This window comes from Sulfitobacter sp. M13, assembly GCF_053474885.1.
In genome coordinates this window covers 81,431-95,189 of sequence record NZ_JBRKBN010000004.1, presented here as the reverse complement: position 1 = coordinate 95,189, position 13,759 = coordinate 81,431, and the positions used below count along the sequence as shown (strand labels likewise).

Annotated in this window: 13 protein-coding genes; 8 read left to right on the top strand and 5 right to left on the bottom strand. The window is 56.5% G+C overall.

Going from position 1 to position 13,759, the window contains the following annotated elements:
- The first annotated feature begins 12 nt into the window (after positions 1-12).
- From ACVBAU_RS17620 to ACVBAU_RS17585, 8 genes are read left to right on the top strand one after another with little or no spacing between them, the layout of a single operon-like run.
- Positions 13-3,033: an ATP-binding protein gene (locus ACVBAU_RS17620; RefSeq protein ID WP_448329426.1), complete on the top strand. Its 3,021-nt coding sequence runs from the start codon at positions 13-15 to the stop codon at positions 3,031-3,033.
- Entirely contained in the window at positions 3,030-3,929 is a 900-nt protein-coding gene (locus ACVBAU_RS17615; RefSeq protein ID WP_448329424.1) for a hypothetical protein, read from the top strand. The genes ACVBAU_RS17620 and ACVBAU_RS17615 overlap by 4 nt, the downstream gene beginning before the upstream one ends.
- Positions 3,926-4,660: a hypothetical protein gene (locus ACVBAU_RS17610; protein WP_448329422.1), complete on the top strand. Its 735-nt coding sequence runs from the start codon at positions 3,926-3,928 to the stop codon at positions 4,658-4,660. Before ACVBAU_RS17615 ends, ACVBAU_RS17610 begins: the two co-directional genes overlap by 4 nt.
- Entirely contained in the window at positions 4,657-5,262 is a 606-nt protein-coding gene (locus ACVBAU_RS17605; protein WP_448329421.1) for a hypothetical protein, read from the top strand. The genes ACVBAU_RS17610 and ACVBAU_RS17605 overlap by 4 nt, the downstream gene beginning before the upstream one ends.
- The gene (locus ACVBAU_RS17600) at positions 5,252-5,521 is read left to right on the top strand and encodes a hypothetical protein (RefSeq protein WP_448329419.1); all 270 of its coding nucleotides are present in this window, start codon (positions 5,252-5,254) and stop codon (positions 5,519-5,521) included. Before ACVBAU_RS17605 ends, ACVBAU_RS17600 begins: the two co-directional genes overlap by 11 nt.
- Complete coding sequence (locus tag ACVBAU_RS17595) at positions 5,511-6,653, top strand: hypothetical protein (protein ID WP_448329418.1); 1,143 nt, start codon at positions 5,511-5,513, stop codon at positions 6,651-6,653. Before ACVBAU_RS17600 ends, ACVBAU_RS17595 begins: the two co-directional genes overlap by 11 nt.
- Before the next feature lie 17 nt (positions 6,654-6,670).
- Positions 6,671-7,201 (top strand): hypothetical protein, encoded by a 531-nt coding sequence (locus tag ACVBAU_RS17590; protein WP_448329416.1) that lies wholly within the window; start codon positions 6,671-6,673, stop codon positions 7,199-7,201.
- The gene (locus ACVBAU_RS17585) at positions 7,198-9,489 is read left to right on the top strand and encodes a DotA/TraY family protein (protein ID WP_448329414.1); all 2,292 of its coding nucleotides are present in this window, start codon (positions 7,198-7,200) and stop codon (positions 9,487-9,489) included. The genes ACVBAU_RS17590 and ACVBAU_RS17585 overlap by 4 nt, the downstream gene beginning before the upstream one ends.
- Here the strand turns inward: ACVBAU_RS17585 and ACVBAU_RS17580 are convergent, their stop codons facing one another.
- From ACVBAU_RS17580 to ACVBAU_RS17560, 5 genes are all read right to left on the bottom strand, one after another.
- Positions 9,490-9,867: a hypothetical protein gene (locus tag ACVBAU_RS17580; RefSeq protein ID WP_448329412.1), complete on the bottom strand. Its 378-nt coding sequence runs from the start codon at positions 9,865-9,867 to the stop codon at positions 9,490-9,492.
- A gap of 354 nt (positions 9,868-10,221) precedes the next feature.
- Positions 10,222-10,908, bottom strand: a complete 687-nt coding sequence (locus ACVBAU_RS17575) for a hypothetical protein (protein WP_448329411.1) — start codon at positions 10,906-10,908, stop codon at positions 10,222-10,224.
- Between the two features lie 94 nt (positions 10,909-11,002).
- Positions 11,003-12,274, bottom strand: coding sequence for a type IV pilus twitching motility protein PilT (locus ACVBAU_RS17570; protein WP_448329409.1), 1,272 nt, complete (start codon positions 12,272-12,274; stop codon positions 11,003-11,005).
- Complete coding sequence (locus ACVBAU_RS17565; protein ID WP_448329407.1) at positions 12,235-13,131, bottom strand: type IV secretory system conjugative DNA transfer family protein; 897 nt, start codon at positions 13,129-13,131, stop codon at positions 12,235-12,237. Before ACVBAU_RS17565 ends, ACVBAU_RS17570 begins: the two co-directional genes overlap by 40 nt.
- The gene (locus ACVBAU_RS17560) at positions 13,128-13,637 is read right to left on the bottom strand and encodes a DotD/TraH family lipoprotein (protein ID WP_448329405.1); all 510 of its coding nucleotides are present in this window, start codon (positions 13,635-13,637) and stop codon (positions 13,128-13,130) included. Before ACVBAU_RS17560 ends, ACVBAU_RS17565 begins: the two co-directional genes overlap by 4 nt.
- Between the last annotated feature and the right edge of the window lie 122 nt (positions 13,638-13,759).

The window sequence follows — 13,759 nt, the reverse complement described above, 5'->3', positions numbered from 1 at the left end:
GCGTATGGAACGATGGTCGCATTCTGGCATCAAGCTGCAGCCCATCTGGGCCGGGGAGCGCTGAAAGCCTCTCTGGACGGTTATTGCCGTCTGGAAACTGCCCACGGCAAGACAGCGCTTGTAGCTGACGACGGATCCATGATGTCACTCTTCCGGCTCGACGGCTTCAGATCCTTGCCGGGAGAAGAGGATGTCACCGAGACCTGCGATCAATTGCGGGTGGGCCTGTCGCCGTTCTTCTCCAAACCTGGCCTGGCACTGCAGTTCTGGTTCGGGCACTCGCCGGATCTTGGTGCCCGCGAGGTCGAAACCATCATTGATGACAGCGCCCGTGTTGCCCGCGACAATGCGCTCGACCTGCATGATCTGCTGGATGAGCGCCGCAAACTGCTTCCATCCAAACTCTATGGCGAGCGGTGTTATCTGGCGCTGTGGTCAAGGCCATCCCTGCTGACAGCAGAAGACCGGAATGCCAGCCTGAAGCAACGCACGAAGGTATTGAACGCCGCGCCACCGATCTCACTCGGTCAAATTCCTGACACCGCGCTCGAAGGGCTGGCAATCCGCCATGACAGCTTTGTCACGGCACTTGGCCGCGAGTTCAACTCCGCCGGCATCGCCCTCGACCTGCTGGACAATTATGAGGCCCTGAACGCCATCCGCAAGATCGTGGCTCCGGACACCTTGGGTCTCAACCATCCGTGGCGGGCGACATTGCCGGGCGACTATCTGAAGGCGCGATTGCCGAGTTTGGGGCGTAACATCAAGCGCAAGGATATCTCCAACCTCGTCTGGCCAAAGCTTTCCGAGCAGCTCTTTACCGACCATGCCGAGGTGATCGACGGCAAGATCGTGCGTATCGGCAACACGGTGTTTTCCGGCTTCAACATCGTCCTGCCGCCCGAGATCGTCGTACAGTTCAATGAGCTGATCCGGCGTGTGATCGCCAACGGCACCAAAATTTCATGGCGCTGTTCGATCCTGATGGAAAGCGGCGGCTTTGCTGGGCAGGTGTTTCGCGAACAGCTGGCACGGTTGCTGGCCTGGACAGCTCCAACCCATAATGGGCGCATCAAAGAGAGCTTCGAGCGGCTACGTCAGACGGATGGCGACGGCAACACAGTCATCCGCTGGCGTGCCTCGTTCGCGGCTTGGGCACCAGCCGACGAGGTTGGCCAATTGCGTGCCCATGTTTCATCGCTCCAAGAAATGGTCAAGTCTTGGGGCAATTGCCACACCAATGCGGTGGTCGGCGATCCACTCGATTGCGTGATGTCATCCGCTCTGGGCCTATCGACCGCTTCGACCGCCGAGAGCTGTGCTGCCGATCTTCTGGATGTCCTTGCTATGGCGCCAATCGTACGGCCCGCCTGTCCGTGGGAACGCGGATCGATCATCTTCCGGACCGCGGACGGTAAGCCTTTCCCATATCAACCTGGATCGTCAAAACAGAATGCCAGCGTCGACATCATGGTCGGCACGCCCGGCTCGGGCAAATCGGTGCTGATGAACGCGATCAATCTCGGTGTCGCGCTGTCTCCTCAATCGGGCAGGGGCGGCAACAATCAGGCGATCCTCCCGCGTATTGCCATCATTGATATCGGACCGTCATCATCTGGTTTGATCAGCTTGATCCGAGACGCCTTGCCGCCGAACCGGCGTCATGAGGCGATGTTCCACCGACTAAAGATGGTGGACAGGGACGCTGTCAATCCGTTCGACACGCAGCTTTGCTGCCGCAGACCTTTTGCCCATGAGCGCTCGTTCCTCGTCAATCTGATTTCCCTGATCTGCACGCCGGAAGATGCGGACGCGCCTTACGATGGCGTCTCTCAATTGGCCGAAGCCTGTGTGGATGAGGCCTATCGCACCTATTCAGACGAGGTCAGCCCAAAGCGCTATTCGCCAACAATGGATCTCAAGGTTGATGACGCGCTTAAAAAGCATCACTTCGAAGTGGATGAAGAGACCAGCTGGTGGGAGATCGTCGACTTTCTCTTTGAAAAGAACGAGCATCACCCGGCAGCCCTCGCGCAGCGGTTGGCCGTGCCGATCCTCGGCGATCTGATCCCGATCTCTAATGCCGAGACGGTGCGTGAGCCGTTCATCGAAATGCGCGTGCACTCAACGCAAGAACCGATGGTCGGGGCTTTCCAGCGTCAGATCACGGCAGCGATCAAGCAATATGTCATCCTGTCAAACCCCACCCGCTTTGATGTCTCCAATGCGCGCATCGTGGCCTTCGATCTTGCGGGTGTGACGGAAGCAACAGGCACGCGTGGCCGCAAACAGACCGCTGTGATGTATATGATGGCGCGTCAGACACTGACGTCAGATTTCTGGCTTGATGAGGATGAGATCAAAGGGTCCGATCTGCCAAAAGATGTCCGCGCCCATCATTTGCTGCGGTTCCAAAACAACCGACAAATGCCCAAACGCATCTGTATCGATGAGTATCATCTGACCGGTGGGCTCGGCATCAGAGACCAGGTCGTCGCCGATGTGAGGGTGGGTCGTAAAGCGGGGGTGCAGATCTCGCTTGCCAGCCAGTTGATTGGGGATTTTGACCATGCAATCCGTGAACTCGCGACCAACATATTCCTGTGCAACGTGCCAACGGCCGAGAGCGTGCGCACGGTCATGGATACATATGATCTGCCCGCCAGCTTGAAGCCCGTCATCAGCCGGTTGACCGGTCCTGAGCCGGGCGAAGGCGCGCCAATCGTCGCGATCTTCAAACTCAAATCCCAGACCTATGTCCAGCATTTCTATAACCAGCTCGGTCCGATCGAACTCTGGGCACTGTCGACGACTGCCGAAGATACAGCGCTGCGCGCGAACCTTTACGAGCGGCTTGGCAGTGCTGAAGCGCGGCGCATCCTGGCACGGCGGTTCCCGGCCGGATCGGCAAAAGCAGAGATCGAGGCGGAGCTCGAAGGGTTGATGTCGTCCGGCAAGATGATCGACGAATCCGCGCGCTCGAACGTCATTTCCCGCATGGCCGACGATCTTGTGAAAGGGGCTTTCCAATGAAATTTTCACGTCAATCTCCGCACAAACGAACGCGCTCACCACTGCCGATCTACATAGGCGCGCTGCTGATCACCCTTGGGGCAATCGCGGCTTTCGCACAGGACACTGAAGAAAATAATCAGCCGGGCGGCGACATCGCGGTTCAGCAACTTTCGTTCGCGCGCAACGACCCGCAAGCACTGAGCATCGCACGACGAATGTATGGCCGGGACTTTACCTATGTGAAGGCGGTTCGGGTCTGGCTGGAAGCACCCAACGATGATCCCGAACAGATGTTCCTGAAGATCGGCAAAAGTCGAAACTGCGAGACCGAGTGTTTTAACGTCGCACTGTTTCACAATGAACAGTGGCTGGAGATTTACCGCAGACCGGCCGTAGACGCGCTCGGGCTATCAGCCGTGACACCGACGGGTATGCGCTCGATCATCGAAGAGGGCCGTGTCTGGACCTGGAATGGGCAGGCCTACGCGCCGCAACCCAATCAAGAGGGCATGGTCGAGCGCGAAGCCAACGAGGAAGAGTTGGCCCTCGTGAGTAAGGAACTGGGTGCCAACATCGATGAGACGACGGCCACGTCCTTCGGGCCACCAGAGGTCCTTGTCTATGAGGTTGATATACTCACCGGCGGCGAGAAAATCATCGTTGTCCACTCGCCCTACTTTTGTGGTCAATCGACATGCCCGGTCTTCCTGATCAACAATCTCGGCCAGTCTTACCGCATGACCCAGGCGCTTGAAGGCGTGATCGGCATTTCGAAGACCTTACGCGATGAGAACGGGTTTCGCGGGATCGAGACGTTGAGCCGCGGTGGTGTGACCGTGATCTCGCCGTCGACCGGTGCGCCCATGGAGACGATCCCAATCCAACCCGTTGTAGTCGCGGGGACCGTCAAATGATCCGTCGGAGATACATCCGATATCTCGCCATCACGCTTGTCTTTTGGGCGGCAGTGGCACTTGCGGACGAATATGCCGATCTGATCCGCACACAGGAGTCTGGCGGCAATTATGGGGCGCTGAACACACAAGGGGGCACTGCGGCAGGAGCCTACCAGATCACGGCAGGTACGCTGGCAAGCCTCGGCTATGTTCGTCACACAGGAGGATCGCGCGGCAGCTGGAGCAACTATGAATGGACCTCACAGGCGACGGGTCAGGGCGTCTCCTCGCTCAGTGGGTTCCTGAATTCGTCGGCGGGTCATTCCTTGCAGGACCAGGCGTTCAACACGCTGACAACACGTAATTGGTCCGCTCTGTCTTCTCAAACGCGGGGCTTGGCAGGACAAACCGTCAACGGAGTCGCCTTCACCGAAAGCGGTCTATTGACGGCGGCGCATTTCCTTGGTGCGGGTGCCTTGAACAATTGGGTTCAGAGCGGGTTCGATCCAACCGTGTTTCCGCCGGAATATCTCACCGCAAACGGCTTTGGTTCCTACGCAGAACTGCAATCGCATCTGATGAACCGGATCGGGGCTGCGTCGGGCACGAGTTATGCGGGCGGTGTTGGCACCGGCGGAGCCTTCGAGCAGACCGAGGGCTTTCCGGGCTTTGGCGCCAAAAGACCCATTCTCATTCGCGAAACACCGCCGTTCCAGGGTGAACGGATCAACCTTGGAGGCAATCAATGACCAGAGAAACAAGACATGACGCCCGATATATTCTGGGCACAGCGCTGATCGTCGGCATGGCCCTGATGGGTGCGCCACATGCGCAGGCGCAAGCCAATGATCAGATCTTGCAACTCTTCCCTTCCGGCGGCCAGGGCTGCACCGACACGGTGAAGCTAAACCTCACAAATGCCATTAGGTCGGGCATCGAGGCAGAAGTTTTGCGCGGCGAGGAGGCGCTGAAGAGGCCCCATTCCATCGCAGCGCTTGGATGTCTGGACAATCTGTTCGACGTCAATCTCGACATCGCAATCCAGGTGCCGAACCTGCAGGGCATCTTCCAAGCGGCGGTCAGTCAGGCGCAGGGGCAGGTCTGTTCTTTCGCCGAAAGTAGGATGAACGAGCTTACCGCCCAAATCACCAGCCTCTTGCAGCTGCCGAATTTCAACTTCCTGCCAATCGGTGGCCTGACCGGCAACTCAACGACGTCGATTGGAGGTGTGGATCTTAACACTGGCGGCGGTCAGTTGGGGCAGGGGGTGACGGTCAATGGGACGACTGTTTCTCCCAACAATCTCGATGCGGTTTATGATCTTATCTATGGAGGCGGCAATGGCGGCTAATATCTTTGGAAAAATGACACTCGGAAAATGGATCGCGTTCGCGGTGGTTTTGACGGTGGTCGCGTTCGCCTTGCTGACCCAGTTCACGTCGTTTCAGGTTCCCGGATCGGTGACCCAAGGAAAACCAGAGCCGACTGTCCATCCCGGCATCCAGCTCCAGGGTTCGACGGATTCTCGCAACAACCTCGATGAAGTGAACGACATCATCCGTGGCAACGGTAACAACACACAAAGCGAGGAAACCGAAAATGGTGAATAAGCATCCAAAGACGTTTCTTGGTCGCAAAGCGGTGGGGAGTTCACTGTCAGCGATCGCCACGGCAGGCCTGCTCACGATCGCATCACCGCAGTTCGCACTTGCGGCTTGCTCCTGTGGCGGTGTTCAAAACATCGTCCGCACAGCACGTATCAACGTCAACAACCACACGACTGAGGTCGGCAATTACATCGTCGATAATATCCTCAAAGGTGTGGCACAGCTGTCGGCCTACTCCAAACGCGAGACGGAAGCTGCAACGCGTATCGCAGAAGGGCGCGACCAAAACGCCGTCCTGTTGGAGCGGCAGAAGATCCGCGCTGCTGCCGAAGGAGGCCGGTATGATCCGGCCACGTCGGCCTGTATTGATTTGTCCGGTGTGGTGAACTTTGGTGGCGGCCAGACCAGCCAAGGCGTTGGCGGCATCGACATCGCAAACCTGTCACGTAACCGGTCCTACGGGAACGGTGCGGTCGGAGCACCAGTCCGCTCCGGTGGCCTGGCACTCGCCCAAGAGATCAAACTTGATCGCGACAATTTGCGAAACGTCGGAGGCTTCGCTGACCCCACTTCAGATGTGCGGCTTCTAACCGAAGCGTTCACACTCGATACATCGGACCAAGAAGTGGCCCAAGCCTATGCGCGTATGATCAACAACATGATCGATCCACTACCGCCAAAACCGGTCACGACCGAAGAGGCGAAGACACCGGCAGGTCTTGCACGGATAGCATCGCGGCAGATCGACGCCACACGCCGCTCCGCTTCTCATGCGGTGTTCACTTATTTGGGTGACATGGCCACGCCGACCGGCGGGACCGAGCTTGCGAGTTGGGCGCGCGATGCGGCCGGTCCAGCCTATCCAAACGCTATTGGTGACAAAGTCTCTTCGCTCCAATCGGTGGACGTCTTCGTGCACTCTCGGTTTGCCAACCCCGACTGGCATCAATCCATCGCGAAGATGTCCCCCGATGCGGTGATGCGGGAACTCTTGTTGACCCAAGCGCTCGATCTCCACGTCAACTGGATGCGCTTTGGTCTCGAGCGCCGCGTCGCAGCGGTTGAAGCAGCAAGTCTGGCCTCGACAATTGACGGGACCGAGGGTGCAGGCGGCGGCGCACCGCTCGGCAACTAACAGACGAGAGCTGAAACATGGCGCGTGACAAAAACGACGGACCCAAGAAAGGCAGTGCGCGACGCGCAGCCGGGTTCTTCGCGCGCCGCGGCCGTGTCGACAAAGCCTTCGAGGCGAGCAAACTAGGAGCAGATTTCATTGGTGATCTGGCGGACCGTGTCCGCCCAAAGGCGCTTGATCCGAAGGGCCTGACCGGACGCTACGACGACGGTGGCATCAAACGCTTTCAGGAAATGGCACAATCAATGAGTGAAACCGAACTGGATCGCCAATATGACGGCTGGCGGACGCAACGAAGCTGTTTCCAATATGCCGGATTGATCGCAGCACTGGCGATTCCGGTCGGCCTGATCTTTCTGGGTATCAGCCGCATTTTCGTTATCAGCCTTGTCGCGCTCTTTGTGTTCTCGATGTTCCGAGCGGTTCGCGCGGACTTCTTTGCCTGGATCTTAGAACAAGGCCGGTTCGGTGGGTTTTATGACTACATGACCTCGCGCCTACCTCGAAACATGCAGATCATCATCCCAAACCGGAAACGTGATCAATGAGAATTGCAAATACCTTAGCACTCAGTTCCGTTCTGCTTTTGTCATGCGCCGACGTCGGACTAGCTCAGGAAATCAGTGTTCCCGATATCTTCAACGGCACAGGTGATGACCGCTCAAACACCTTCTTCAACCTGATCTTTGGCGACCTTTTTCCAGGTCCAGCCGCAAACAACCGCACCGTCATTTCGCTCCTGATGTTGTCTTTCAACATCCTGTTTCTCGCGGTTGGCGCACTCTTCCTGCTTTACAACATCTTCCAGGGGACATTGGATTCCGCCCATGAAGGGATCGTGCTCGGCCAAAAATCAACGATCTGGGTCCCGATCCGCATCCTGACCGCATTCGCTCTGCTGATCCCGCTGGATAATGGCTACAACGGCATCCAGCATGGCGTCTCCTATGTGGTCCGCGCAGGCACCGCCGCGGGATCTTTCTTCTGGAACCAGACGGCAGATCTCATTGTCTCCGACGAGGTGCCAATCGTGGGCACCGACTATGTCGGGTCGGATGCCCGTTTCCTGCAGCAACTCTGGCGCATGGAGTTCTGCCGCGCTGCTTATAACTTTGAGGTGTCCAAAGGCGGTGACCTGCAGCTCGTGAGCGGCGGTATCTGGTCCAATCTCGCACCGGCGCCTGCCACAGATCTGATTGATGGATACACACCACAGATCCTGACCTATTCGACCCCGACCATTACGAGTGCTTGTGGGTCTGTCACATTACCGCCCGCGACAGCTGCACTGAAACGTATCAGCCCATCGACAAATATGGACACGATCAACACCAGCATGCGCAACCTGATTGATATTCTACGCACCGAGATGCGCGGCTCTGCAGAGACGGTCGTCGCGAAGATCTCCGCGCGTGATCCGATACAGACCGGTGACATTCCTGACCTTGGCACCATGATGCGCGTTCTGCGCCAGCAACACTCTGCGATCGTAAATCCAATCGTGAACCCGAACGCACTGTCGACACTGGTTCAATCTGAGAGTGGGACGCCAATCAGCCAGCAAATCCAGTCCATCGGCAGCGACGGGTCCGGGGCGCTATCAGCACCAACGGCCATTGCTGGGGATCTAAAAACCGGTGGCTGGATGATGGCGGGATCTTACTACATGCTGATCAGCAAAATATCAGGCGACGCCAACGCCGTCGCGAGCATGTTCCCGACCGCAACGCCCGGTACGCTGATCTCGACCACGTTGAGCGGCGGCGTACAGAACACGATTGCTTCAGAACTGGGGCAGCAATACTGGTTTCAAAGCAACGCAGATCGTGACGCTCAGAAGATCTTGGCCAGTATCGGGTCGAGTTACAATGCGAGCGTATCAGCGTGGAACGAAGCCGCGGCCATTGCCGGTCTTCGCGAGTTTATCACCGAGCGTGCCTATGCGGGCGACGATGCATCATCACCGGAAAACTTCTTACCGCCGCCAACAAATTTGCTCGCCGGCATTCAGTTACTTTCTCCCGATACGATCACCGTGGACCCGATGATTGGGCTGATGGCCTACGCATCAACGTTTCTGACTTTTGCTATCGCCGTGATTGGTATCTTGGCCGTGGCGTCAGCGGTCCCCTTGGTGGGTTCTATTCCCGCAACGCTCGCGTCACTAACAAGTGGACTGTTCCAGATCGGAATCTTTGCTGCCATCTTCGTCGGGTTCATCTTACCGTATTTGCCTGCGGTCATTTGGCTGATCGCTATCTTGGCGTTCATGCTACTCGTGATAGAGGCGGTCTTTGCTGCCCCCCTTTGGGCGGTCGCCATGCTGTCGATGGACGGGCACGGCATCTCCTCGAACGTCTCTCGCAAAGGCTGGTCTTTGCTCCTGATGTTGTTCTTGACGCCCCTGCTGATGGTCTTCGGTTTTTTGCTTGGGATGGTTTTGTTTAGGATCGCGGCGTTTTCGCTGAACGGGATGCTCTTTGCGGCACTCAGTTCACAGATGGCGGCTGATCCCGGTGCGTTTGGTGCACTGTCCAGTTTCCTGACCATGGCTGTTCTGACAGTTTTTGTCGGTGTCCTTTACGTCGTCATCATCGATTGGTCGTTTAGCTTGATCAATGTCTTTCCAGCACGTGTCTTCAAATGGATCGACGGGATCGGCGATGATCTGGGAGCAGGTACCGCAACAACTGCAAAAGCGGCCGGAGTTGCAGGATCATACCAAGGCGGCGCTGCGACTGCAGGCGTGCTGGGATCTGCGGGAAATATTGGGTTGGCCAATAGCAGGGGTCGTCAGCAGCGTCAGATCGGGAACAAGGCCTCGAAGGATAAATAACTACCGGCGGAAGAGCGTCATGGCCGCAAAAATTGCGATGCCGCCGTGGTTCGGCTTGTATGGCACATACATCGGATCTCCATAGCCTTCCCGATTTACGGTCAAATGAAGAACACCGTAGATGCAAAGAATCTGGAGACAGTAGGCTGGCTCAGAGACGAGATGACCACCCATCGCGACAACACCATCGACGAGACCGAAATGCTCAGAGTGACTGCGTTGCCAACCGCCGGCGAACGCCTCCAAATACCCCAGTAGATGCAGAATGGCGCGCCAGAAATAGATCATTAGGCCAACAGCCAGCCACTGGCCACCAAAATGTACGAGATAACCAGTCTTGCTGTGCGTCTGCCGCGTCTGTTTGAACCAACTGAGCATTCACCATTATGCCACGAAAAGTCGTATTTGGCTAGATTGGTTTTTTGAAATGTATCGTCATACCTAACGATATTTGCATTAAACGCCAATCACTCTCCAAGTTTGACGTTGCACCAATTTTAGATGGGGATGGTTTTTCCCAGTCTGCGAACCGGCAGCGGTCCATATTGTCCTGAGGTGGAAAGTGCGTTGGATCCTTGGGCATCGACGAACGGGATGAGATCAATTACGAGAAAGTGAGGGGCCCGTCGGTACAAATTACATTTGAGAACAATCAACGGTCCATCATTCGCAGCATCTTCGATGGTGCCAATCCACGTTTCCTAAGGAGCCTCGGACCTTAAAGGAATTAGCCTAGGGTTTTACGTATTCGCCATCGCAAGGTGTCCGCCCAGATCGAAATGTAGAGAGTGTTTTCCCGAGTTGTTCATATGCGATCTCAACAACGCGTCTTTGTTGCGATATTTGGATAACTACAGCAACGAGCAATCTCTGCGCATCTAAATATGCAAGGTCAGCCGAACCAATGACTGTCTGCAGGTCATTCGTTGCATGCAACTCTGAAAGTGCGGTTCGCTGTTCTGAAATCATCAAAATAGCCGACCCCAGGCTGTCTTGCTGATCATCAAAATCAACTAAAATCTTCCCGAGCGCATTCTTGGCCATCCGAAGCGCCAATCCATAGTCCCGTTGAGACTGACAATCGCCGATTTCCGTAACGTTGAGCGCCAACAACTGCTTCTTGGCCCTGACTTTAAAAAGCGACAAGGCTGCCGTGGCTCTCTGCAACCCTTCAACTCGGGTCTCAAGCGACAGCGCAGCACGTCGAGCCTGATGCGCTGTCATGTCCGTTTCGGCCAGAATGCTCTCTAGATCGCTGACGTATTCGCCCATAGCGTCCAACTTGGCCACCAATCTGTCCGTGTCTTGAAAGGTGCGGAGAACCTCGCCTCTGTACAGCCCCGCTTCTGTCTGTGCGTGCGCAACACCGGTAAAGGTGACGACCGTCAAGATCGATAGAACGCCTATCCAATTATTCATTTCGTCTCTCCTTTTTTTAAACCTTATTTTGTTTGGGTCTGAGCTCCTTGAAATGTCTGTCTGTCAGACGGGTCTTGAACACTATTTCGTCCGATCACAGCTTGATCTGTCCCAAGAATCCGATGCCGGTCTGTAAAATTCCTGAGACGTCCTCGGCTCTGACGGTTTTGCGTTGAACCAATCGTTCTGCGGATTGCGTCATGGTCCGCGCGATCAGGTTTGGATTGGAACAACTGTCCGAGAAAACCTGCTTCACGACATTGACCCATTCCAGCGGCGGGACACTCAAGAACCGATCCCGCACATCTTGATCGAACACGAGATATTCACGCAGTGCGACGCGGCCTTCACCGTCTGCCGTTTTGACCAGTCTCTGCCAGATGATTAGGTTGAGAGACGTCATCAGATCAAAAGAACGCGCTTCTTGCTCTTCCGGTGGGAAGAGGAAAGCCATACGACGCAACGCTTCAGCAATAGACCCTGCGTGGGTGGTGGTGTTCACCAAGTGCCCGGTCAGACAGGCCTCTATACAGGCCTCCATGCTTTCCCGGTCACGGCTTTCGCCGACATTGATCACGGCCGGGGCCCGGCGCATCGCGGCGCGGACACCTTCCGCAAAAGTGGGGATGTTGCGACCGACACCGATCTCGGACTGGCTGATGAAGGATGCGACATCGGCTGCGTCCGTGTTGATGTCACGGAACGTGTATTCAATAGGGGCCTGTAGATCGATAATCTTGCGAGATCGATCCCGGTTCTCTAGATGAGATCTGGTCATCGCAGCCATGGTTGTCGACTTTCCGTGGCCCGTCGCGCCGGCGACAACAATAATGCCGCTCGCAGGTTCCAGATGATCACGCAATTCGTCTTCCAGCCCAACCTCGTCCAAGGTCGGTGTCGTATCGGGCAGGGCCCGTAGTGTGATCTGTACCCCATTGGCGCCAAACCGCTGTTCGCCAGTCGCATTCACCCGGAACCGTTGGCTGCGCTTGCGGTCGATCTTTTTCTCATAGGAAAAGTCTAAAGGCCGTCCCGCGCTGACCAAGGACATCGCATCGTTGGCAGACCACAGATGCGCCAGCATCGCCTGCACTTCGGTGATCAGCAGGCGGCGTTTCGTGGCCAGCCTCTGGTCGCCGTGCAACTGCACACGCATCCGCAGGTCAGCACTAATGTTGATGTCAGACGCCCCCTTCATCGCAGCCCCTACAAGGAAATGATCAAAGGCCGACAGATCGCTGTCAAAGCGGTTGGGTTCATCCTTCAGGATTGTGATTTCAGGTTCGTTGGGATCGGGTGGGGTGAGATCGATCCTGTCGAGATCGATCATTTCGTCACCGCATAGCGCCTCTGCAAAGGCGTCCACTGGCTGGGATCCCGGACAAACCGTGCTGAGCTGACGATTTGCACCCGACGTTCGCCGATGAAGAGTTCGTCCCCATCACCAGCGGATCGGCGCTCGCTGGACGCGAGGACAAGCTCTTTCACCAACCCGGCCTGCACCATCCTGCGGTACTCAACCATGCCCAGATAGTCGCGCTTCAACCTTGCAAAATTTAAGCCCAATGCCTCATCGGCCTGTTCAACACCGGCCTGCCACCCCTCCGCGGCAAAGCGATTGAACACCTGCTTCTCTTCTCTATTTTGCGGCAGAATATCATCGTCGGGCTCACTCGCCTCCTCAAGCGGAATAACGAGATAGTCGCGCCAGGTCGGTATGATCGTGACGATGCGCCCTGGTATCTCGAGGCGGTAGAATTCATCGGCTGCCACAGCAGACTGTCCGCTCTCATCCACATTGATGGCAGCCGTGGCACGGCTCACGACGGGCGGGAGGATATATCCCGTCTCTCTGGGCGCGCGGTAAGAAACCCTGTTAAAATCAAACGTGCGCGAAAGCTTGGCGCTGTCTTGTTCAAGCTGCCGCATGACTTCCCAGACACGATGCTGATAGCCAGCCTGCGCGGCATAGGACACGGCAGCCTCCCGCAACAGATCATAGCGATCTTCGTCGACCGACGTCTCGTAATTCCCGCGTCGTGTGCGGGCACTGAACTCGGCGAAGTCGGCAGGTGGCCTGTCGGAGCGAAACTGATCTGGACCGCCGATGAGGACTGGGTCAGGCTCTTGGACCCCAGACTCTTCAAGCTGGAGGGTTTCGCACCCCGCTAAGATGACAATGGCCAGCAACGGCAGAAGGGGGCTGCGCAGATGGTGCATCATAATTCCGCGTCCTCGATATGGGGAACCGGGCTACCCTCGGGTCGACTATAGACGATCATCATTGTCTTCGCGCGTTGATCAACGACCAGCGTCGCGCGTTCCTTGCCTTGAAAAAACGCCTCGCGCAGTGCGCCCATGGCGGGCAGGTCTCTTTGAATGAGTGTGATCATGATCGGCGCACCAGGTTTCTCACCTTGCGCGATCACGCGGTATCCAGTTTCAAGTGCCATTGTGGAGACGAAGTCTTCGATGGGGCCGGTGAAGGCGGATTGCACGACCGTCATCAGACATTCGTCGGTCACATGGTCCGGGTTCTTGACGGTTGCTGTGCCCGTCGCATATGGCTCGAGCACACCATTGTAGAGACCTGCGTCGGCAATCTCGCGATTCACCACGGACGTCTCCGCCTCTATGAGCGCGGAGAGACTGGTGGTTTCAGGCGAGGTCGCGACCGCGCAAGCTACACAGCCCAAGAGCCCGAAAATCAAAAGTACGTTCTTTGCCAAGCGCATCCACATCCCATCGTTCGTTCAGTTCGTTGTCATGTTGATCCACAAAACTGATGCTTCTATATCGTTATATATAATGATATAGAGCATAGGAGATGGCGGCTGCATAGGTGAATGGT

Excerpts from the sequence above, each read along its gene's own strand:
- ACVBAU_RS17620 (WP_448329426.1), top strand. The coding sequence starts at position 13 with ATGGTCGCATTCTGGCATCAAGCTGCAGCCCATCTGGGCCGGGGAGCG.
- ACVBAU_RS17615 (WP_448329424.1), top strand. The coding sequence starts at position 3,030 with ATGAAATTTTCACGTCAATCTCCGCACAAACGAACGCGCTCACCACTG.
- ACVBAU_RS17610 (WP_448329422.1), top strand. The coding sequence starts at position 3,926 with ATGATCCGTCGGAGATACATCCGATATCTCGCCATCACGCTTGTCTTT.
- ACVBAU_RS17605 (WP_448329421.1), top strand. The coding sequence starts at position 4,657 with ATGACCAGAGAAACAAGACATGACGCCCGATATATTCTGGGCACAGCG.
- ACVBAU_RS17600 (WP_448329419.1), top strand. The coding sequence starts at position 5,252 with ATGGCGGCTAATATCTTTGGAAAAATGACACTCGGAAAATGGATCGCG.
- ACVBAU_RS17595 (WP_448329418.1), top strand. The coding sequence starts at position 5,511 with ATGGTGAATAAGCATCCAAAGACGTTTCTTGGTCGCAAAGCGGTGGGG.
- ACVBAU_RS17590 (WP_448329416.1), top strand. The coding sequence starts at position 6,671 with ATGGCGCGTGACAAAAACGACGGACCCAAGAAAGGCAGTGCGCGACGC.
- ACVBAU_RS17585 (WP_448329414.1), top strand. The coding sequence starts at position 7,198 with ATGAGAATTGCAAATACCTTAGCACTCAGTTCCGTTCTGCTTTTGTCA.
- ACVBAU_RS17580 (WP_448329412.1), bottom strand. The coding sequence starts at position 9,867 with ATGCTCAGTTGGTTCAAACAGACGCGGCAGACGCACAGCAAGACTGGT.
- ACVBAU_RS17575 (WP_448329411.1), bottom strand. The coding sequence starts at position 10,908 with ATGAATAATTGGATAGGCGTTCTATCGATCTTGACGGTCGTCACCTTT.
- ACVBAU_RS17565 (WP_448329407.1), bottom strand. The coding sequence starts at position 13,131 with ATGATGCACCATCTGCGCAGCCCCCTTCTGCCGTTGCTGGCCATTGTC.